Below are 19,533 nucleotides of genomic sequence, written 5' to 3'. Positions count from 1 at the left end.
CCGCATGGTGTCCCTCGACTACATCCGCCGTTCCGCCAAGCGCAACGCCGCGCACTCGGTAGGCCGCGCGTTCCTTCGCGCCCTGGGGCTCGACCCCGCGAGGTACACGGCGCGCTCGTGGGAGCACGAGGCCTACGCGGGGCTTCGGTCCTGCATGGCCAACCACGGCTCGCCGATGGACGGCAGGCGCTAGCCTTGCTCGTCTCGTGCTCCCGCTGCGGCCGCGTCCACGAGCGCGGCGCGTGTCCGGTCAAGCGGACGCAGGGCCGCGCAGAGCGCACCGAGCAGCGGCGTTTCCGGTCGTCGCAGGCGTGGACGGCCATGAGCCTGCGCGTCCGCGAGCGCGACCGTTGGCTGTGCGCCGCGTGCGCCCGCGCCGAGCCGCCGCGATACGTGAGCGCCCGCCTGTCCGTCCACCACATCGACCCCGTGGCCGAGCGGTGGGAGGCGCGGCTGGATCCCGCGAACCTCGTGACGCTGTGTCCCGCGTGCCACGAGGCCGCCGAGCGCGGCGACATACCGAGGGGCCGGCTGCGGCAGTGGGCCGTGGACGCGGAGCGGCGCGACGGATGAGCGCGTCGGCTGCGTCTGCCCAGGTCGCGCGGCACCGCATGGGCCGTGCGCGTGGCGCGTCGCACGTTCGCGGCGTTTGCGCCGTCTGACCTGGGGTTTTGGGGTATCCCCCGCTTTAGGCCTCTGACCTGGGGTTATGCGCTAGACCAACGCGCCCGGCTTCGTTTCCATCGCTCTTTGTCCTCAACCAAAAGGGGGTAGCCTTGCCATCCGTGTCCAAGCCGGTCGGCCTGACCTCTTACGCAATGACCAAGAAGGAACGCGCCGCCCGCGAAGCCGCCGAAGCCGAATGGCGGCGCGGCGCGCTCGCCGACTACGAACCCATCGGCCTGACCGATTCGGGCATGCTGATATTCGCGGAACTCGCCGAAGCGATACCGGAAAGCGTGCTGTGCAAGGTGGACGGCTACACCGTAGAAGCCGCCGCCGACGCGATCGACAAGCTGCGCGAGTGCCGCGCCGCGCTCGCCCGCGACGGTCTGCTCGTCGAGTACACCAACAAGGCCGGCGCGACGAACACCGACCAGAACAAGGCGGCGCTGCTGTATCAGAAGTTTTCCGACATCGCCGCCAAGCGTCTGGCAGACCTCGGCCTAACGCCCACCGCCCGCGCGAAGGTGGCGCAGGAAGCCGCCGCCAAGGCAGCGCAGAAGGGAAAGACCGTGAACGATATCGGATTCGACGATGACGATTAGGCACGACCACGCCGCCGAGTACTGCCGAGCGGTGCTCGACGGCAATCTGTCCGCGCCTTTCGTCGGCATCGACGGGAAACGCATGGCCCCGCGATACGTCAAGCTGCAATGCGCCGAGTTCCTTCGCATGTGGGACGGGGAGCATCCGCTGTACTTCGTGGACGAAACAAAGCTTGTGAAGGTGTGCCGGATGCTGCGGCTGCTGAAGATGGCCAAGGGGCCGAACGCGGGCAAGACGCTCTACGGCTCGCTCGCAGGCTTTCAATGGCTCATAGTCACCGCGCTGACCTGCTGCGTCCATCGCGACGACCCGAAGAAAAGGCGCTACGAGTCGGCGCTGCTGGAGATCTCGCGCAAAAATGGAAAAACTCTACTGGTGGCGATCCTGTTCCTCGTGCTCTTCTTCACGGAACCGAAGTTCAGCCGCTTCTTCTCGGTCGCGCCCGACGGCGCGCTCGCCAAGGAGCTGAAGGAGGCCATCGAGCCGCTGATCGCGGTGAACGAGGAAGCCTTCGACGGCTGCTTCAAGGTCACCCGCGACTACATCCTGAACAAGCCGAGGTCCACGCGATACGTGCCGCTCAACTACTCGACGAACCGCATGGACGGCCGCGAGCCGAACGTGTTCATCGCCGACGAGATCGGCGCGCTGCCCACGAACTACGCGCTCGAGGCCATGCGCTCCGGCCAGCTGCTCGTGAAGAACAAGCTGGGCTTCGCCATATCCACGAAGTACCCCACCGTGGACAATCCGCTGGAAGACGAAGTCGCCTACGCCAAGAAGGTGCTCGACGGCATCATAGAGGACGATGCGCTGTTCGCCTTGCTCTACGAACCCGACGAGCCGGACCGATGGGCCGACGACGCGGCGGTGCTCGCGCAGGGCAACCCGCTCGCGCTCGAGCTGGAGCCGGTGTGGCTGGAATTGCTGAAGAAGCGCGAGAAGGCCATCGAGCGCGAGAGCCTGCGCGAGAACTTCCTCACGAAGCACTGCAACATCGTATACCAGGGCGCGGGCACCGAGAGCTACATCCCCGCAGACCAGGTGGCCGCGGCAATGGAGCAGCCCGTGGACTTCGCGGGGCGCGAGCTCTACGTGGGCGTCGACCTCGCGATGACCAACGACAACTGCGCGGTTGCCGTGGCGTGCGAGGTGGACGGCTGCATCTGCGCCGACGTCACCGCGTTCGTGCCCGCCGACCGCGTGGCCGAGAAGTCGGCCTTCGAGAAGCTCGACTACATCGCGCGCATCAACGCCGGAGAGTGCGTGGCGTGCGGCGACCTGACCGTGGACTACTCGGTCATCGAGGATTTCGTTACGTCCATCGAAGACAAATACGGCGGCACCGTGGTATCCGTCGGCTACGACCGATACAACGCGCTGTCCAGTGCTCAAAAGTGGGAATCGGAGGGCTTGACCACGGTAGAAGTCCGCCAGCACTCCAGCGTTCTGCACCCGCCGACCAAGCTGCTCGCAGAAAAGGCGGCGAGCGGAAAGCTGCGCCTGCGTGAGAACAAGCTGCTCGAAATCAACTTCGCGAACGCGCGCTGCACGTACGACACGAACTTGAATCGCTACGTGAATAAAAAGAAGTCCAACGGCAAGGTCGACATGGTCATGGCCTTGATCGACGCCGTGTACCTGCTCCAGCAGGACGTCATCTTCGGCGACGACTTCGTCTGCCAGTTCTAGGAAGGAGGCCGCATGGGCCTTTTCACCCGACGCGCGCAGCCCGAAGCGCCGGCGGTGTCCCCGGAAATCGGCGACCCGCTGCTTTCCGCGCTGCTCAAGCCCGACGCGATAACGCGCGAACGCGCCATGGAGGTCCCCGCGTTCGCCGCATGCATCGACACCATCGCGGAAACGGTCGCGTCGTTGCCGGTCAAGCTATACCGCCGCGACGGCGATACCGTGGCGGCTGTGGACGATGCCCGCGCCCGCATGCTCAACGGGGACACCGGCGACGCATTGAACGCCCACGCCATGAAAGCGGCGATGGTGCGAGACTATTACTGCGGCAAAGGCGGCTTCGCCTACGTCGCACGCGTCGGCAACGAGGTGGCGGGCCTGCATTACGTGGACCCGGGCCACATCGGGTTCGAGGCCAACGCCGACCCCATCTTCAAGCGCCACCGCGTGCTCGTGGACGGGCGCGGCTTCGAGCCGTGGAAGTTCGTTCGGCTGCTTCGTCAGACGAAGGACGGCATGCGCGGCACGTCCATGGTCGAGCAGGGCGCTTCGGTGCTGGGCGTTGCGTGGGAGACGCTGCAATTCGAGCGCATGCAGATGAAGCGCGGCGGGCGCAAACCCGGCTTCCTCACGGCGACCAAGCGCCTGTCGGAGGAGCTGCTGTCCAAGCTGCGCACCGCGTTCCACCGCCTGTATTCGGATGCGACGCAGAACTTCGTCGTGCTCAACGACGGCGTCGAGTTCAAAGAGGCTTCGGAAACCAGCCTGGAAATGCAGCTGTCCGAGAACAAGGCCGCGAACGGACGCGACGTCTACGCCATGTTCAAGGTTCCTCCCGCCATCATCTGCGGCGGCGCGACCGAGAACGACCGAGACAACTTCGTCCGCTACTGCCTCATGCCCCTGCTGGACGACTTCAGCACGGCGCTCAACGCCGCGCTGCTGCTCGAAACCGAAAAGGCGGCGTACTACTTCGATTTCGACCTGAGTGAGTTTTCCAAGGCTAACATGCGCGACCGCTGGGAGGCTTGGGCCGTCGCTAAAGACAAGGGCCTTGTCCAGGTGGACGAGTTCCGAGCCGCCGAGAACATGGCGCCCCTGGGCATGGACTACGTGAACATGGGCCTTAACGACGTCCTTTTCGACGTGGCCAAGAAGCAGCTCATCATCCCGAACATGGGCACGGTCATCGACCTCGAGACCATGGACGTCTTGTCCAACCAGAACACATCCATCGCGCCGAAGGGCGCAGGAACGAAAGCCGACGAAGCCCCGAGGGAGGTGAAAAGCCATGAAAGTGACATTGCGTAACGACGGCGTCGAAATCTCCGGATACGTCAACGCGACCGACCGCGAGTCGAAGCCGTTGCGCGACGCCGAAGGCTATTTCGTGGAGCGCATCGAGCCGGGCGCGTTCGCCCGCTCGCTCGCGAAGCACGACCCCGTGATGCTGCTCAACCACGACCACGGCCGCGTTCTGTCCACGGTGGCCGACGGCCTGACCGTGCGCGAGGACGCGGTGGGCCTTTACGCCCAGGCCGTCGTGACCGACGCGGCGGTCGTGGACAAGGCCCGCGCCGGCAGGCTGTCCGGCTGGTCGTTCGGGTTCGTTCCGGGCGAGCAGGCAATCGACGCGCCGAACGGGATGCGCCGAAAGACGGTGCGCAGCCTTGACCTCATCGAGGTATCGCTTCTCGACGACACGCGCACGCCGGCGTACATCGCCACGTCCGTCATGACCCGCGACGACGGCGAGCCGCTCGAAGTCCGCGAGATGGGCGACGCGCCCGAACTCGTGGACGAACGCGAGGAGCCGAAGCCCGAGCCGCCCGATTTGAGCGGGTACCAGGCAATCATCGAAGAATTGTCCAAGTAGGACGAACACCGGAATCAAGCCGCCGCCGAGCGGCTTTTTTCATGCCGTGAAACAGTAAGGAGACACATGAACCTCAAAGCATTGATCGAGCTGCGCAACGCCAAGCTCGACGAGATGAAGACCATGACCGCGAAGGCCGTGGAGGAAACCCGCGCCATGACCGACGAGGAAGACGGCGCGTTCAATGCCCTCGCAGCCGAGGTGCGCAGCCTCGATGCCATGATCGAGCGCGTAAAGGCCGTCGAGGGCATGGGCATGGCCCCGGTCGAAGAGCCTGCAGCCGCCGGCGAGGAGAAGCGCGAGATCCGCGAGGGTCTGGATATGGTCGAGGTGCGCGAGTTCGCCGGCTATATCCGCGACGCCAAGCTCTCCGAGCGCGCTGGCGAGCTGACCAAGACCGACAACGGCGCGATCGTCCCCAAGACCATCGCCGCCGCGATCATCAAGAAGGTCCATGACATTTCGCCCATCTACGCTTTCGCCACGAAATACAGCGTTAAGGGCACCCTCGCCATCCCGTATTACGACGAGACCAGCGGCGCGGTTACCGTGGCATGGTCTGACGAGTTCACCGAGTTGCAGTCCAAGTCCGGCAAGTTCGCCACCATCGAGCTGACCGGCCATCTCGCCGGCGCGCTGACCAAGATCAGCCGCTCCCTGCTCAACTCCCAGGACTTCGACCTGGTGTCCTTCGTCATCGCCGACATGGCCGAGAAGGTCGCCCAGTTCGTCGAAAAGGCCGTCATCGAGGGCGACAAGGTGAACGGCCTCAAGGGCGTGACCGCGAAGGTGACCGCCGCGTCGCAGACGGCCATCACCGCCGACGAACTCATCCAGCTCCAGGACACGGTCAAGGATGCTTTTCAGGGCAATTGCATTTGGGTCATGAACCCGAAGACCCGCACCGCGCTGCGTCAGCTCAAGGACGGCAACGCCCGCTATCTGCTCCAGGATGACGTTACCGCGCCGTTCGGCCACACCCTGCTGGGCAAGCCCGTCTACGTGTCCGACGCCATGCCCGAGATGGCCGCATCCAAGGCCGCTATCTATTACGGCGACTTCAGCGGCCTGGCCGTCAAATCCGTCGAGGATCCTAACGTCCAGGTTTTGCAAGAGGCCTACGCCACCCAGCACGCCGTCGGCGTCGTCGCATGGCTTGAGTTCGACGCGGCCGTCCAGGACGCGCAGCGCCTCGCCAAGCTCGAAATGGGCGCTTAATGAAGTTGCTCGCCCTCAAATCGTTCGCCGGCACGCGCGGCTCGGCGGGCGAGGGGCAGGAGTTCGAGGTGCCGGCCGCCGTGGGCAAAGCCATGCTGGCCGAACGCTATCCCGTGAAGGAGGTGGCGAGTGAAAAGGCAAAGCGAGCTTCAAGCAAGCGACCTGCTCGCGCATCTTCGGATAGCGCAGCAATGGGCGACTAGCGAAGACACGGCGTTTGCGGGCGCGTGTCTCGATGCCGCCCGAGCCTACGTCCGCGACCACTGCGGCATCGACGCGCTCTACATGGACGAACACGACGATATAGCCGTGGCCGTCCTGGTGCTGGCCGGGGACATGTTCGACAACCGCTCGGCCTACGTGGACGACGGCATCGCGCCGAACAGGACGGTCGAAGCCATCCTGGGGCATCACAGCCGCAACCTCGTGGAGGGGATGGCCGATGCTCTCTAGCGAATACCGCGAGCCGTTCGAGCTGTCCACTGTGGCGGTGGACGTTGACGAGTGGGGCGACCAGGTGGAGACACGCAAGGTCGTTTACGCGGGCTGGTGCAAGGCGGTCAACATGTCCGGCTCCGAGTACTGGGCCGCGCACGCCCAGGGCATGGAGACCACAGCCAAGTTCTATTGCCGATGGTCGCCCGTATTCGAGGGGCTGTCCACCGTCGGGCTGTCGCTGACGTATCGCGGCCGCGCGTTCGACGTGGTCGCCGTGGACAACGTGGCCAGCCGCAATGCCGACTGCGTGATCAAGGCGAAGGAGCGCGCGTAATGGGGCGCTCCGGCATCGTCGTGTCGGTCGAGGGCATGGACGCGGCCTTTCGGCACATCGTGGAAGAGCGCCTGGACGAGATCAAGGCCGGCAGCAAGACGGCGGCGCAGAAGGGCGGGCGGGCCGTCATCAAGTCGATACAGGCATCGGGCGCGTTCCGCGACGTATCCGGCGCATACCGCGCGGGTTGGCGCATGAAGACCGAGGGCAGCGCGCTGTCGGGCGACGTCGCCACCGTCTACAACGCCGACCGCCCCGGCTTGGCGCACCTCATCGAGCTGGGCCACGGCGGCCCCGCCCCAGCGCCCGCCCACCCCCACATCGCGCCGGCGTACGAGGAAGGCGTGAAAGTGTTCGAAGCCGAGCTTGCAAAGGCGGTGACGCAGTAGTGGACAGACGCGAAGTTATCGCCGCGCTCAAGCCCGCCGGCGTGCCGGTCATCTACGGCTGGTACAAGCCGGGAGCCGAGCCGAAGCGGCCTTACGCGGTGCTGCAGTGGCTGTATTCGTCCGACTTCGGCGCGGACGGAGTCAATTACTACCGCGTGGACAACTGGCAGCTCGACCTCATCACCGACGCGAAGAGCGAGCGCCACGAGAACGCAGTGCGCGACGCGCTGACCAAGGCGCGAATCAGGTTCAAGCAAACCGAGATAAACGACGAGGGAGCGGATTACGTCCGTTCCCTCTTTCATTTCAAGACGATTTAGCAAGGAGGCCTTAATGGCAAGCCAGACTGAAAACAAGGTTCTTTTCGGCCTTTCGAACGTCCACGTCGCCAAGATGACCGGCGAGGGCAAGTGGGAGGCCCCCACGCCCATCCCCGGCGCGGTGAACATGAGCATCGACCCCGAGGGCGACCAGTCCGTCTTCCACGCCGACAACATCGCGTACCACACGACCAACACCAACGCAGGCTATAGCGGCGAGCTCGAAATGGCCCTCATCCCCAACGCGGTGCTCGCGTGGATGCTCGGATGGGAGGTGGACAAGAACGGCGCGCTGGTGGAAGTCGCCGACGGCGTTCCCACCCCGTTCGCTCTGCTCTTCAACGTCCAGGGCGACCAGCGCCCCCGCTCCGCCGTCTATTACAAGATCACCGCGAGCCGCCCGTCTTCGGAGCACGCCACCACCGAGGACACCGCAGACCCGACCACGATGAAGCTGCCGTTCGTGGCGACCCCCTACACGAAAGATGGCAAGAACTACGTGAAGTCCATCATCGAGGAAAGCACCGAGAACACCGCGATTTACAAGACCTTCTTCACCAAGGTCTACGAGCCGAACGCGGTTCAGGGCTAAGCATGCGCGCCGTCAATCTCGGCGGCGTGGAAGTGAGCGCCCAGGGTTCGCCTTGGGCGCTTTTTTTGTACCAGCGCGAGTTCTCCACGCCCGACGAAAAATGCAGCTGGTACGCGGATTACGACGAGGCCCGCGCCGAGTTCGAGCCGACCGGGGACGAGCAGGCCGACGTCATCAAGGCGGTCGGCGGCATGGACCCGCTCTTTTGCCTTAAGACCCTGTGGGCGTGCGCGAAATGCGCCGACGATGCCGTTCCCGGCTTCGAGCCGTGGATGCAGTCGCTGGACGGCGTGTCCATGTCGCCGTATGCCCCGTGGAAGCTGGAGGTAATGGCGCTCATCAACGCCGAGGTCTTTCGCTACCAGGCGGAAAGCGAAGAGCAGTAGCGCAGACGCTCCGTCGGACGGCTCCGGCGTGGTCGAATCGCAGATTCTCGCCGCGCTGAAGATGGGGTTCACGACCGCCGACGTGCGGCGTTTGACGGTTCCCGAAGTGCTTGAGTTCTGCGACGTCGCCTATCCGGACGAAAACGCGCCGAAGCCCGCGCGCAAGGCTACCCAGTCGGACATTGACAGATTGCTAGGCTAAGGAGGTCATGTGACCACTTACAAGGGTCTAACCGTCGAAATCGGAGCAGACACAAAGGGCCTGACCTCCGCGCTGCGCGACGCGAGCAAGGGCGCGAGGGAAACGCAGAACGAGCTGAAGCAGGTCCAGAACGCGCTCAAATTCAATCCTTCGTCCACCCGCCTGCTCGCGCGACAGCTAGAGCTTGTCCAAGACAAGGCCGACCAGACCCGCAAGCGCCTCGAAGTGCTCAAAGCCGCCGAAGCGCAGCTGGGCAAGGACGGCATGCGGTCGGATCAATGGACGAAGCTGCAGGCAGAGATAGCCACAGCCGAAGGCAAGCTCGAATCGTTCAACGCGCAGCTTGCGCAAGCGCGAATCGACATGAACGCCGCCAACTCGGTGATGGGCCGCTTCGGCGGTGCGCTGACGGACTTCGGCGAGAAATACGGCCAGCTCGGCCAGCGCGTTTCCATGGTCGGCGACACGATGACCCGCACGGTCACGCCCGCCATCGTCGGCGTGGGCGCGGCGAGCATCGCGGCGGCTACGTCCATCGATACGTCGCTGACCAACGTCAAGAAGACGGTGGACGGCACCGAAGCCGAATACGCCGCCCTCAAAGACGCGGCGGTGGAGTTCTCGAAGACCAACGCGGTCAGCGCGTCTCAGGTGCTCGACATCCAGGCGCTCGGCGCGCAGCTGGGCTTCACGGTCGAAGAGTTGGAAGAGTTCGGCCGCGTCGCGTCAGGCCTGGACATCGCGACCAACATGGATGCGGAAACCGCGTCCACCAACATGGCGCAGTTCGCCAACATCACGAAGATGGCGCACTCGGAAATATCCAACTACGCGAGTGCGCTCGTCGGCCTGGGCAACTCATACGCCACGACCGAATCCGACATCTCGAACATGGCCATGCGCCTGGCATCCGCCGGCACGCAGGTGGGCATGAGCCAGGCCGACATCCTGGGCTTGGCGACGGCGCTGTCTTCGATGGGCATGGAGGCCGAAGCCGGCGGCTCGGCGGTGTCCACCATCATGGCCAACATCGACAAGGCCGTGGCCACCGGCTCGGCCGATATGCAGGCGTGGGCATCCGCCGCCGGCATGAGCGCGGACCAGTTCGCGAACGCGTGGAAGTCCTCGCCCGTGGACGCCCTGTCGGCGGTGCTCGCAGGCATGGAGGCCGCGACCGAGGGCGGCGGCAACATGTCGCTCATGCTCGAAGAGCTGGGCATCAGCGAGCTGCGCCAGACCGACGCGATGAAGCGTCTGGCAGGCAACGCAGGCTATCTCGGCGACGCGGTGAAGACGGCTAACGACGCGTGGAGCGAGAACACCGCGCTGTCAAACGAGGTCGCGAACCGCAACGAGTCGCTGGCTGCTAAGTTCGAAATGCTCAAGAACCGCGCCATAGCGGTCGGCGACCAGATCGGCGGGCCTCTCGCGGATGCCTTGCTGGACGCCATCGACGCGGCGCAGCCGCTGTTCGACGCCATCGAATCGGGCGCGAGGGCCTTTAACGAAATGTCCGAGGGCGAGCAGCAGGCCGTCATGCAGGCCGTGGCCCTCGCAGCCGCCGCCGGCCCTCTGCTGTCCGTGTTCGGGCGCATGCCCGGCGCGATGGGGACGTTCGGCGGCGCTCTGCGCAATCTGGCCGTCCACTTTTCGACCGTGGCGGAGACTTCGATAACGGCGTCGGCCGGCGTCAAGAAGACCGGCGACGAATCCGCCAAGGCTGCGGCCGGCATAAGCGCGGCGGAAAAGGCCGCAAGGGCGGGCCGCGTGGCGTTCTCGCTGCTAGGCACCGCGCTTAAGACCCTCGGCGTTGGCGTCGCGCTTGAAGCCATCGGCAACATCGTCGGCGACCTCGCCGAAGCGAAGACCCATGCCGACCTGCTGAAATCCGCCACCGACGATTTGACCGACGCGACCAAGGCGGCTAGCTCCGCTTACGCGTCCACGTCGGCCGACATCGCGGCGGCGGCGGGCGATTACGACGTGACCCGCGAAAGCGTGGACAAGCTTCTGCGCTCGCAGGCCGAACTCGCCGACAAGGCGCAGGATACTTGGGCGGAATTCGGCACGAACGCCGCCTTGCTGGACGGCTACGTGCGCACCATCCAGGACCTCGCCGGCCAAAGCGGCTTGACCGCCGACAAGCAGGCCGAGCTGACCTCGGCGGTGCAGGGCTTCAACGACATAACCGGCGCATCCGTGTCTGTCATAGACCCCGTGAACGGCAAGCTTTCGGAGCAGGCCGACGCTATCCTGCGCGTGCGCGACGCCTACCTGGAGCAGGCGAAAGCGGCGGCGGCGCAAGAGCTGCTGACCGATTCCGTCAAGGCGCAGATGGAGGCCAGCCGCGACCTCGAAAAGGCGAAAGCCGACCTCGCGACCATGGAGGAAGGCATCATGGTCAAGTGGGGCGACATCGAAGTCGCATCCGACGAGGCCGGCCGCGCCTACGAGGAGCAGAAGCAGAAGGTCGAAGACCTCGAAGCCGCGCAGAAGGCCAGCGGCGAAGCCGTGGACTACTACACGGGCATGCTCGAAGAGACGGCCGGCGCGCTGTCGGCGAGCCGCGAGAACATCGACGGCTTCATCGCGTCGAGCGAGACGCTTTCGGGCGCGTTGGAATCGTCCGGCAAGAGCGCGGCTGACTTCGCCGGCTCGCTCGAACAGGCGGGTGTGGGCACTTCGCTTCTGTCCGAAATGAGCGCGGACCAGCTCGCCGCCCTCGTGGACAACTACGACGGAACGTTTACGTCGATCGTGGAAACCGTCGCGGGCTTCGGCCCGAAATTCGCAGAAGCGATGCGCGGCGCGCAAGAGCAGTCGGATGCGGCGGCGGGCCAGGCCGGCGCGTCTGCGATGAATGCATGGCTGGCCGGATTCAGCCAAGGCACGCAGAACGCTGTCATCGCTGCTTCGAACATGGCGAACATGACGGTCGGCGAAATCGAAGCCGCCGCCAAGGAGTTCGGCGTGGCCGGCAACGATGCCACGGCGGCGTTCGCAATGGCCATCGCCGCCGGGTATGCGCCCGCGCAGGCTGCGTCGCTCGCCCTCAAGGGCGCGGCGGTGTCAGGCGTGGACCCGATGCCCGCCGAAATGGGCGCGAAGGCGCAAGAAGCCGTCAGCGAAACCGCGTCCACGCTGTCCGGCGGGGTCGGCCCCGTGGCCGATGCCGCGTCGGCGGTAGGCGCGGGAGCCGTGGACTCCCTAGGCTCCGGCCTGGCTCCCATGCCGGGCATGGCCGAGGGCGTCGCCAACGACACCGCGAGCGCGTTCACGCCTCCGCTGTGGGGCGCGGCGGGCGAGACCGGCGACGCGGGCAGCGAGGCGGGCAACGGTTTCGCGAGCGGCGTGGGCGAGGGCATCGACCCCACCGACCGCGCTGCGAGCGCGATTGCGGCCAAAGTGGCCCTCATGAACATGTACGCCAGCATGGCGCAGTCGTGGGGCGCACACATGGGCGCCAACTTCGCCGGCGGCTTGACGTCGCAGATCGGCAAGGTCGCCGCCGCCGCCAACGCGCTGGCAGCAGCCGCCGCCGCGCCGCTGAAGCACACGACCCCGGACGTCGGGCCGCTGAAACGTGACGACGTGTGGGGCGCGCACCTCGCGCAGAACATCGCCGACGGCATGCGTGCGGGCGCGCCCGACGTGGCCAAGGCGTCGGCGGCGCTGGCTTCCACCGTGGCCGACTACCTGGCGCACACGCAGCCGCGCAAGGGGCCGCTTAGCGGCGGCGAGTGGATTTACGGCTACCATGCCGCCACCAACTTCGCAGACGGCCTTTACGCCGGCGGCGGCGCGGTGGGCGACGCGGCCACGGGCATGCTCGAAGACGCGAACGCGGAAATGCAGGCGTACATCGACCAGATGATTGCCGGCTGGGAAGACCGCGCAGACGAAATGCGCGAGACGTCCACGGCGGTGGGCGACGCCGTGTGGGGCGGGCTGTACCAGTCCATCATGAGCAGCCCCTACCGCAAGCCAGCCACTGGCGCGGTGTACGACTCCATGAAGGTGCTGGAATCGTACGGCATGAGCCTGGACGAGTACGCCGATAAAGTCGGCGAGTTCGCTGACAAGCGCGCCGAGTGGGACGGCAAGCTCGCCGGCGACATGTCGGACACCGACTGGGCGAGCTACAACGAGTGGCTGACGGAATACGACAACTTCGCGGCCATGCAGAGCAAGCTGACCGCGAGCATCGGCGACATGGAGCGTTTCCAGTCGCTCTATGCGCTGAAAGACGCCGCCATTTCCGGCATCGACAACGCGCAGCGGTGGAGCGACGCGCTCAACGGGCTGGCGAGCAAGACGGGCCTGACCTTTAATCGCGAGTTCGTGCAAGCCGTCGTGGACGGCGGCGACGACTACCTGCGCGCCGTCGAGCAGATGGCGGACATGTCCGCCGAAGACGCGCAGCGCATTATCGACAGCTACCAGGATTTGTCCATCGCGCAGAAGCAGCAGGAACTTGACCAGCGCAGCCTTTACGTCAACTCGCTGAAATACATGACGTTCGAGACGCCGAAGCAGCGAATGGTCGCGTTTCGCGAGACGTGCCTTGACGTGAAGGAGGCCATCTACTCCGACGCGGGGCTGTCGGCGGCGTTCGCCAAGGCGGGCGCGTCGGTCGAGGGCTTCGCGGCCGAACTGATGGCGATGGACACCACTATGGCCGACTTCGCGAGCGGCCTGGCGGACTACACCTCGCAGGTGTCCAACGGCTTCCAGCAGTTCACCAAATACGGCAAGACCGGGCTTTCCGAGTGGGAGGAAACGCTCAAGCTCAACATGGCCGAGAGCCAGAAGTGGGCGGACAACCTGGAAGCGGTCTTCGCGAAGGTGCCGGAAAGCATTGACAGCGAAGCCTTCCGCAAGGCCGTCATGGAGGGCGGCTTCGGCCAGTGGGGCCAGGTAATCGCGGACATGGCGGGCAAGTCCACCGAGGAGATCGCGCGTTACATCAACCTCTACAACCAGTCCATCGCGCAGGCGAGCGCCGACGGCATCAACGCGTTCAAGGCGTTGTCCCCGGGCGAGGAAATGGCGAACGCCATCATCGCTGGCATCACTGCGAAACAGCCCGAGATGGACGAGGTGATGCTGCTCACGTCGCAGACCTCGACCGAGGCCATCCTGTCCACGAAGGGCGAATGGACGGCCGCAGGCGTGGGCTTGGCAGGCGAGATAGCCGCAGGCATCCAGTCGCAGATTCAGGCCATCGCGTCGGCTGCCGCCGCCACCGTCAGCGCGGCCTTGTCAGCAGCGCACGCCGCCGCAGGCTCCGGAGTCGCCGCAGCGCAGGCTTCGGCATCCCGTTCGGCCACCGCGCCCCGCGCCCTCATGGCGGCGCAGATGCCGCGCGGGTTCGCGGCCACGCAGCGGGCGAGGGTGGCGCAGCCCGCGCCGCAGGTGTCCATGAGCTTCACGGTCAACACGCGGCCGGGGCAGAGCGTGGACGTGCGCAGCCTGGCGCGGGAGATCAACACGTTGCAGAGCCGCGAAATGAGAGCTAGGGGGCTTCGATGATCTACGACGGGCACGACCTGTCCCACATCCTCAAGGTCGAAAGCATCGAGCGCGGCCTGTTGCCGGGCGTGTCGGTTTCGTCCGCGGAGTTGGGCGGCGCCGACGGCTCGGCGTTCGGGTCGGCGTCTTTCGACGCGCTCGAAATCACGGTGCGCGGCCGCTTCTTCGCGCCCGTGTCCGGCACCGTGCAGCGCCGCGCGGCCATCGAGGCCAAACGGCGCGAGCTTGCCGGCATTCTGGGCAAGCGCGGGCTTTGCAAGCTGGTGCTGGACGATGCGCCGGACGTGTGGCGGTGGGCGGTGCTCACCGGCGAAACGCCGCTGGAGGTGTCCACGCATGCGGCCGGGGTGTCGCTCACGTTCCAATGTCCGGACCCCGTGGCCTACGGCGCGAAACGCTCCAAGCGCAAGCCGGCCGGCGGGAAGATGCTGCTGGACATCGGCGGCAACTCGCCCGCCGCGCCTGTCGTGTCCTTCGAGAGCGCGGGCGGGCCGTCCGTGCTCAAGTTCGACGGCATCCCGTTCAAGGTCATGGGCACGAGCATGGGCGCGGCCGTGGTGGTGGACGCCGCCGAGCACGTCGCGACCGCCGACGGCCGGCCCGTTGCCGTGGCCATCGAGAGCGACTACCCGGAGCTTGCACCGGGACGCCATGAAATCGAGTGCGCGCAGCCGTTCCGCGTCGAGTGGACGGAGCGATGGCTATGACGAACAAGCCCAAGTTTTTGCTATACAGCCGCTGGGGCGAGCAGATAGGCGAGCTGCCCGTTCTCGCCGCCCACCATCGCCAAGAGATCAACGGCGAAGACCGCCTGGACATCGACATAACGCAGCCGCTCGCCAAGGGCGACCGCGTGCTGTGGACGGACGGCCGCAGGTGGGACGAGCACGTGGTGGACGCAGAGAGCCAGAGCCACGACGGCGGCGAGACGTTCGGCGCGTCGTGCGTGCGCTCCCTGCAAGCCGACCTATCCGCGAAGCAGGTGCGCGAGTGGAAGGCGAACGTGTCCGCATCGGACGCGGTGGCCGAGCTGCTCAAGCTGACCGCGTGGACGGCCGGCGAGGTGTCCACGGCCGCGGCCACGGCCGCTTTCGAGTTCGAGCGCGCCAGCGTCTACGAGTGCCTGCTTCAGGTGTGCGGCGCGTTCGGCCTCGAGCTTCGGCAGGACATCGAAGTCGGCGAAGCGGGCGTGACCGCGCGCCGCGCGTCTCTGGTGTCGCGCATGGGTGCCGACCGGGGAACGCGCTTCGACTACGGCCACGACCTGCAAGGCATCTCCAAGGAGGTGCTGGACACCGAGGTATGCACCGCCGTCTACGGATACGGGAAAGACAGCCTGTGGTGCTACGTGGCCGACGCCGACGCGCTCAAGCTTTGGGGCGTCCCCGGCCCCGACGGCGAGCCGACGCATGCGGAAGGCGTGTTCGAGGATTCGGGCATCGCGGACAAGGCCGCGCTCGAAGCCGCCGCGCGTGCATGGCTCGACGCGCACAAGCAGCCCGAAGTGACCTACGACGCGCGCATACCTTTCGCGCCGCTGAAAGACGTTCGCCTAGGCGATACCGTCCACGTCGTTGACCGCGACTTCACGCCGGAGCTTCGGTTGAAAGCCCGCGTCGGCTCGCTCGAACGCGACGTGCTGCGCGGCGAAGCAAGCTCGGCCACGTTCGGCACGGTGGCTAGCGTGCTGCCGGACGTGCTTTCGCGCGCCTACGATGCCAGCGTGCGCGCCATGAGTGCGGTGGCCAGCGTCAACCCGGACGCAATCGTGGAGCGCGTGGACGAGCGGTATCTGACCGACGGCGCGACGATGAAAACTCTGGTGCTGAAGGACGAGAAGACCGACAAGAAAGCAGTCGGCACGCTAGCAGTGGACGCGTCCGGCGCGCTGCTGTGGAACGGGAAGAAGGTGTCGATTGCAACCGCGTAACGAAACGGCGTCGCTGACGCTGGACAAGAGCGCGCGCACGCGCGATGCCGTCCACGTGGCGCGCGGCGAGTGCGGCGTGACGGTCGCCGCGACAATCGAATCCTGCGGCGAATTGCTGGACTTGACCGGGCGCGCCGTCGCCTTCGAGTGGGCGCACAAGGGCGCGCGCGGCTCCGTGGCGGCCGCTGTGGACGGCACGCGCGCGGCGTGGACGCTGCCGGCGTTCGACGCGCCGGGCGAGGTGGAGAGCGCGTATCTGCGCATCGTCGGCGATGCGTCCACGGTCTGTACGAACGACATGCGGATTATCGTGAGGTGATGCCGTGAATGAAATCTATCTAGAGCTAGACCTGTCGAAAGAGCCGGAGGAAACCCGCGCCGTCTATATCCGCCAAGGCGAGCGCAACGCGACCACCCTGCACGTGGACGTGTACGACAACGGCGAGCCTGTGGACTTGTCGAAATACCGCGTCATGTTCGAGATGCGGCACCCCAAGGGCGCTCTCTTGTCCGACGAGGTGGCGGGCGCTTCGGGCGCGTCGCTCGAATACGTCCTGCCCGAAGCCGCCGCCACGGAGACCGGCGTGGCCGGCGTCGCGTACTTCGCGCTGAAGGACAAGGCCGGCGCAGGGGCGGCGAGCGCGACGCTCTACGCCACGACGCAGGCGTTCGCCATCGTCATCCTGCCGAACGCGCAGGGCGACGAGAACGCCGTCGCCGACGCATACAGCTCCGAGATCGAGGCCATGCTCGAGTGGTGCCGCGACGAGTTCGCCAAGGCCGAGGCAGAGCGCACCGCCAAGAACGACGCGGCCGTGGCTAAGGCCGAAGCCGCCGCGAAGAACGCGAACGATGCCGCCGACCTGGTGCATCAGGCGTTGCAAGGCGAGTTGGGAACCATCTTCGACGGGTACCTCGAAGGGAAGAAGGACAAGCCGGGCGGCTTCGTCAGCCACGACAAGTACGACGCGGCCTGGATGAGCGACACGGAGTTCATAGCGTACGTGACGGGAGGCGGTGCGTAGTGGCCGGAGAAAACAAGCGCCCGTCGGCGGCGTCCAACGTCAGGGCGCTGGTGACGCAGCCGGAGGGCCTGAAGTTCGTGCGGAAAAACATGGGGCTGGGAGACACCCTGGGCGCGTTGCCCGTCGCCAACGGCGGAACAGGCTGCACGGACGTTGACGGGATAAAGAAGCTGGTATTGCAGTATCCGACGGACGCGGAGCTGCTGGAATACCTGGGATTGAAATAAGGAGGGCGTATGTTGACCGGAAACGAGCCTATCAGCGCGGGGAACCTGAAAGCCGCGCTCGGCGGCATGGGCCGCGTGCTGTCCATCACGTCGGGCAGCGCGGCGGGAAGCCAGAAAGAAAGCAGCACGATGACTGGCGCCTCAACGATATCGAACCTCGGGGGGGGGTCTGACTTCGCCGCGTCTCAAAACGCGCTGACCTGCAATATCGAGGGCGATTACTCGATATCTGTGACAGTCTGCTTGGGCCTGCTTGGGAACGCGGACGGCAACGCGAGGGCGGACGCGACGATGCGCATCACCCGCGGCTCCGTCGTTGCGGAGATTCCCATCGCGTCGATTTTCGCGAGCAAGGCGGAGGGCAGCACGCCGAACAAGACGAAGACGGCCTCCGTCTTGTACAGAGCGCATCTCAAAAAAGGCGACAAGATAGAGTTCGTCTATTTCTACAAGACGTCTTCGGGATCCGGCTCTTACTACTCCGAGGTCGAGTTGAGGGCCGGGTACTACATAGAGAGAACGAAATAGAGGGCCGCGCGCCCTCGGGAAGGGGGCGCATATGCTCACGGGGAACGAGCCGGTTTCGGCCGGGAATCTAAAAGCAGCCTTAGAAGCCTTCTCGCAGTCGAGCGGGGCGATGGCATCGTACGAAGGCAGCGAGACTTACGAGGGCGAAAACACGTCGAAGACGTTCGACTACACGATCCCGTGGAAAAACGCTTCGACGTACGGTGGAATGAGGCACAAAAACGGCGTGTTCACGCCGCGAAAAAGCGGGATGTACAACGTATCGGTCGACGTCTCAGGATATCTCAGGCGCCAGTCGAACGCTATCAAGTCTTGGAGTGTCGACGTGGTGTCCGGCGGCATCGTAACGACGGTCGCGAAGGCAACAAGCACAGTGGGCGACACATGGGCGCTGGACGCTCACGGGTCGGCGGACATCGTTGTCGGCGACGCAGGCGTGCGCGTGAGGATTCTGATGGCAGGCAGCTACCAAACGACAAGGCACGACGTGGACATAAGATCCGCGGCTATAACGATACGGTCTGTTTAAGGAGGTCAACATGCCAGAAAAAGCCACGGGGGGGGGGCGTCTCATCGCGTCTGCCCAGAACATCAAGGCCATGCTGGAGGATGCCGACGTGCTGCGCATGATTAGGCGGCGCATGGGGCTGGGCGACACGCTGGGGGCGCTTCCGCCGGAGTGCGGGGGCACCGGCACGACGTCGCCGTCGGCGGGCGTAGGACAGCGCATCGAGCGTGAGGTGTGGCCGGCCGGCGTTTCCGACGGAGCCGTCAAGGCCGTGCTCCCCGGCATCAAGGCGATAGCCGAGGGCGCGTTTCGCGGATGCTCGACGCTGCGTGAGGTGCAGATGCCGGACGTCGAGTCGATCGGAACGGAAGCGTTTTCGGAATGCACGACGCTCGCGTCCGCCCGCATCCCCGCGACCGCGACGGTAGGAACGCGCGCCTTCGGCGGCTGCACCGCGATGAGCGGCGTCGAGGCGGAGCCGGGAGCGACGTTCGATTCGAACTGCTTCGGCGGATGCACCGGCATCGTCTCGGCGTCGTTCCCCGGCGGATGCACGTTCAAGGGGTCGGACATCTTCGTCGAATGCCCCGGGCTTCGCGAGGTATCGTTCGGCGGGCCTGGCGGCGTCACGCATTTCGCGCACCAGACGAACGACGGCGTGCTCGGGAAGAACATCCAGAACGGCGGGAAGCTGGTAGTGCGCTTCGCCGGCGACGTCAAATGCAACAGCGGCGTCGTCGTCGGCATCGGCCGCGCGAACGTGTCCATGGCCTTCGACCTGACGGGCTGCTCGTCGTGGTCGGGCGGGGGCTCGATCGCGAAGACGTACATGACCGATTCGGCGGGGACGCTGTACATGTGGGTGCCGTCCACGCTGGTGAGAACCGGCACGGCTCCGCTGGTGTCCACGTCTATGAGCAGGGCGAACACGTCTGCAAAGGTGTTCTGCGAGGCCGCGAAGAAGCCCGACGGATGGAATGCCGACATCGCAGACGGCCCCATGACGGAAATAGCATGGGGCGCGACATACGAACAGTTCAAGCAGGCCGCTGGAATCTAAGGAGGAAAAC

24 protein-coding genes are annotated in these 19,533 nt (G+C 65.7%); all 24 read left to right on the top strand.

From position 1 onward, the window contains the following. Positions 1-193 (top strand): hypothetical protein (locus Q6E04_RS06760; protein WP_303250029.1); only part of this gene is annotated, 193 nt, incomplete at its 5' end. A gap of 128 nt (positions 194-321) precedes the next feature. Further along, the gene (locus Q6E04_RS06755; protein ID WP_303250028.1) at positions 322-573 is read left to right on the top strand and encodes an HNH endonuclease; all 252 of its coding nucleotides are present in this window, start codon (positions 322-324) and stop codon (positions 571-573) included. A gap of 212 nt (positions 574-785) precedes the next feature. Continuing rightward, on the top strand, positions 786-1,268 hold the full coding sequence (locus Q6E04_RS06750) for a P27 family phage terminase small subunit (RefSeq protein WP_303250031.1): 483 nt from the start codon (positions 786-788) through the stop codon (positions 1,266-1,268). Beyond that, a complete protein-coding gene (locus Q6E04_RS06745) occupies positions 1,258-2,961 on the top strand; it encodes a terminase large subunit (RefSeq protein WP_303250027.1) in 1,704 nt (567 codons plus the stop codon). The genes Q6E04_RS06750 and Q6E04_RS06745 overlap by 11 nt, the downstream gene beginning before the upstream one ends. Positions 2,962-2,973: 12 nt before the next feature. Further along, complete coding sequence (locus tag Q6E04_RS06740; RefSeq protein ID WP_303250026.1) at positions 2,974-4,269, top strand: phage portal protein; 1,296 nt, start codon at positions 2,974-2,976, stop codon at positions 4,267-4,269. Next, positions 4,250-4,834: an HK97 family phage prohead protease gene (locus Q6E04_RS06735; protein ID WP_303250025.1), complete on the top strand. Its 585-nt coding sequence runs from the start codon at positions 4,250-4,252 to the stop codon at positions 4,832-4,834. Before Q6E04_RS06740 ends, Q6E04_RS06735 begins: the two co-directional genes overlap by 20 nt. A gap of 66 nt (positions 4,835-4,900) precedes the next feature. Further along, positions 4,901-6,052 carry a phage major capsid protein gene (locus Q6E04_RS06730; RefSeq protein ID WP_303250024.1) on the top strand — a complete coding sequence of 384 codons (1,152 nt, stop codon included), beginning with the start codon at positions 4,901-4,903 and terminating at the stop codon, positions 6,050-6,052. Beyond that, complete coding sequence (locus Q6E04_RS06725; protein WP_303250023.1) at positions 6,052-6,255, top strand: hypothetical protein; 204 nt, start codon at positions 6,052-6,054, stop codon at positions 6,253-6,255. Before Q6E04_RS06730 ends, Q6E04_RS06725 begins: the two co-directional genes overlap by 1 nt. Next, complete coding sequence (locus Q6E04_RS06720) at positions 6,182-6,505, top strand: head-tail connector protein (RefSeq protein ID WP_303250022.1); 324 nt, start codon at positions 6,182-6,184, stop codon at positions 6,503-6,505. Before Q6E04_RS06725 ends, Q6E04_RS06720 begins: the two co-directional genes overlap by 74 nt. Continuing rightward, a complete protein-coding gene (locus tag Q6E04_RS06715) occupies positions 6,495-6,824 on the top strand; it encodes a phage head closure protein (protein ID WP_303250021.1) in 330 nt (109 codons plus the stop codon). Before Q6E04_RS06720 ends, Q6E04_RS06715 begins: the two co-directional genes overlap by 11 nt. Next, positions 6,824-7,213: a hypothetical protein gene (locus Q6E04_RS06710; protein WP_303250020.1), complete on the top strand. Its 390-nt coding sequence runs from the start codon at positions 6,824-6,826 to the stop codon at positions 7,211-7,213. Before Q6E04_RS06715 ends, Q6E04_RS06710 begins: the two co-directional genes overlap by 1 nt. Further along, on the top strand, positions 7,213-7,533 hold the full coding sequence (locus tag Q6E04_RS06705; RefSeq protein WP_303250019.1) for a hypothetical protein: 321 nt from the start codon (positions 7,213-7,215) through the stop codon (positions 7,531-7,533). Before Q6E04_RS06710 ends, Q6E04_RS06705 begins: the two co-directional genes overlap by 1 nt. A 13-nt stretch (positions 7,534-7,546) precedes the next feature. Further along, a complete protein-coding gene (locus Q6E04_RS06700) occupies positions 7,547-8,125 on the top strand; it encodes a major tail protein (protein WP_303250018.1) in 579 nt (192 codons plus the stop codon). Between the two features lie 2 nt (positions 8,126-8,127). Beyond that, on the top strand, positions 8,128-8,511 hold the full coding sequence (locus Q6E04_RS06695; protein WP_303250017.1) for a hypothetical protein: 384 nt from the start codon (positions 8,128-8,130) through the stop codon (positions 8,509-8,511). Positions 8,512-8,539: 28 nt separating this feature from the next. Then, entirely contained in the window at positions 8,540-8,713 is a 174-nt protein-coding gene (locus Q6E04_RS06690; RefSeq protein WP_303250016.1) for a hypothetical protein, read from the top strand. Positions 8,714-8,722: 9 nt separating this feature from the next. Beyond that, the gene (locus Q6E04_RS06685; protein ID WP_303250015.1) at positions 8,723-14,245 is read left to right on the top strand and encodes a phage tail tape measure protein; all 5,523 of its coding nucleotides are present in this window, start codon (positions 8,723-8,725) and stop codon (positions 14,243-14,245) included. Beyond that, positions 14,242-14,952 carry a distal tail protein Dit gene (locus Q6E04_RS06680; protein ID WP_303250014.1) on the top strand — a complete coding sequence of 237 codons (711 nt, stop codon included), beginning with the start codon at positions 14,242-14,244 and terminating at the stop codon, positions 14,950-14,952. The genes Q6E04_RS06685 and Q6E04_RS06680 overlap by 4 nt, the downstream gene beginning before the upstream one ends. Next, a complete protein-coding gene (locus Q6E04_RS06675; protein ID WP_303250013.1) occupies positions 14,949-16,175 on the top strand; it encodes a phage tail spike protein in 1,227 nt (408 codons plus the stop codon). Before Q6E04_RS06680 ends, Q6E04_RS06675 begins: the two co-directional genes overlap by 4 nt. Further along, positions 16,162-16,494, top strand: a complete 333-nt coding sequence (locus Q6E04_RS06670) for a hypothetical protein (RefSeq protein ID WP_303250012.1) — start codon at positions 16,162-16,164, stop codon at positions 16,492-16,494. Before Q6E04_RS06675 ends, Q6E04_RS06670 begins: the two co-directional genes overlap by 14 nt. A gap of 4 nt (positions 16,495-16,498) precedes the next feature. Continuing rightward, complete coding sequence (locus Q6E04_RS06665; protein WP_303250011.1) at positions 16,499-17,200, top strand: BppU family phage baseplate upper protein; 702 nt, start codon at positions 16,499-16,501, stop codon at positions 17,198-17,200. Continuing rightward, positions 17,200-17,427 (top strand): hypothetical protein, encoded by a 228-nt coding sequence (locus Q6E04_RS06660; protein ID WP_303250010.1) that lies wholly within the window; start codon positions 17,200-17,202, stop codon positions 17,425-17,427. Before Q6E04_RS06665 ends, Q6E04_RS06660 begins: the two co-directional genes overlap by 1 nt. A 9-nt stretch (positions 17,428-17,436) precedes the next feature. Further along, complete coding sequence (locus Q6E04_RS06655; RefSeq protein WP_303250009.1) at positions 17,437-17,955, top strand: hypothetical protein; 519 nt, start codon at positions 17,437-17,439, stop codon at positions 17,953-17,955. A 31-nt stretch (positions 17,956-17,986) separates the two neighbouring features. Beyond that, positions 17,987-18,484 carry a hypothetical protein gene (locus Q6E04_RS06650; protein ID WP_303250008.1) on the top strand — a complete coding sequence of 166 codons (498 nt, stop codon included), beginning with the start codon at positions 17,987-17,989 and terminating at the stop codon, positions 18,482-18,484. Positions 18,485-18,494: 10 nt separating this feature from the next. Then, the gene (locus tag Q6E04_RS06645) at positions 18,495-19,523 is read left to right on the top strand and encodes a leucine-rich repeat domain-containing protein (RefSeq protein ID WP_303250007.1); all 1,029 of its coding nucleotides are present in this window, start codon (positions 18,495-18,497) and stop codon (positions 19,521-19,523) included. Positions 19,524-19,533: the final 10 nt, after the last annotated feature.

This window comes from uncultured Slackia sp., from assembly GCF_959608125.1.
In the GTDB taxonomy this organism is placed as follows: Bacteria; Actinomycetota; Coriobacteriia; order Coriobacteriales; family Eggerthellaceae; genus Slackia.
The sequence above is the reverse complement of the archived record's forward strand: the minus strand, read 5'-3'. Positions and strand labels throughout refer to the sequence as shown.

Excerpts from the sequence above, each read along its gene's own strand:
- Q6E04_RS06755 (WP_303250028.1), top strand. The coding sequence starts at position 322 with ATGAGCCTGCGCGTCCGCGAGCGCGACCGTTGGCTGTGCGCCGCGTGC.
- Q6E04_RS06645 (WP_303250007.1), top strand. The coding sequence starts at position 18,495 with ATGCCAGAAAAAGCCACGGGGGGGGGGCGTCTCATCGCGTCTGCCCAG.
- Q6E04_RS06655 (WP_303250009.1), top strand. The coding sequence starts at position 17,437 with ATGTTGACCGGAAACGAGCCTATCAGCGCGGGGAACCTGAAAGCCGCG.
- Q6E04_RS06700 (WP_303250018.1), top strand. The coding sequence starts at position 7,547 with ATGGCAAGCCAGACTGAAAACAAGGTTCTTTTCGGCCTTTCGAACGTC.
- Q6E04_RS06680 (WP_303250014.1), top strand. The coding sequence starts at position 14,242 with ATGATCTACGACGGGCACGACCTGTCCCACATCCTCAAGGTCGAAAGC.
- Q6E04_RS06740 (WP_303250026.1), top strand. The coding sequence starts at position 2,974 with ATGGGCCTTTTCACCCGACGCGCGCAGCCCGAAGCGCCGGCGGTGTCC.
- Q6E04_RS06735 (WP_303250025.1), top strand. The coding sequence starts at position 4,250 with ATGAAAGTGACATTGCGTAACGACGGCGTCGAAATCTCCGGATACGTC.
- Q6E04_RS06650 (WP_303250008.1), top strand. The coding sequence starts at position 17,987 with ATGCTCACGGGGAACGAGCCGGTTTCGGCCGGGAATCTAAAAGCAGCC.
- Q6E04_RS06730 (WP_303250024.1), top strand. The coding sequence starts at position 4,901 with ATGAACCTCAAAGCATTGATCGAGCTGCGCAACGCCAAGCTCGACGAG.
- Q6E04_RS06675 (WP_303250013.1), top strand. The coding sequence starts at position 14,949 with ATGACGAACAAGCCCAAGTTTTTGCTATACAGCCGCTGGGGCGAGCAG.
- Q6E04_RS06745 (WP_303250027.1), top strand. The coding sequence starts at position 1,258 with ATGACGATTAGGCACGACCACGCCGCCGAGTACTGCCGAGCGGTGCTC.
- Q6E04_RS06710 (WP_303250020.1), top strand. The coding sequence starts at position 6,824 with ATGGGGCGCTCCGGCATCGTCGTGTCGGTCGAGGGCATGGACGCGGCC.
- Q6E04_RS06725 (WP_303250023.1), top strand. The coding sequence starts at position 6,052 with ATGAAGTTGCTCGCCCTCAAATCGTTCGCCGGCACGCGCGGCTCGGCG.
- Q6E04_RS06695 (WP_303250017.1), top strand. The coding sequence starts at position 8,128 with ATGCGCGCCGTCAATCTCGGCGGCGTGGAAGTGAGCGCCCAGGGTTCG.
- Q6E04_RS06715 (WP_303250021.1), top strand. The coding sequence starts at position 6,495 with ATGCTCTCTAGCGAATACCGCGAGCCGTTCGAGCTGTCCACTGTGGCG.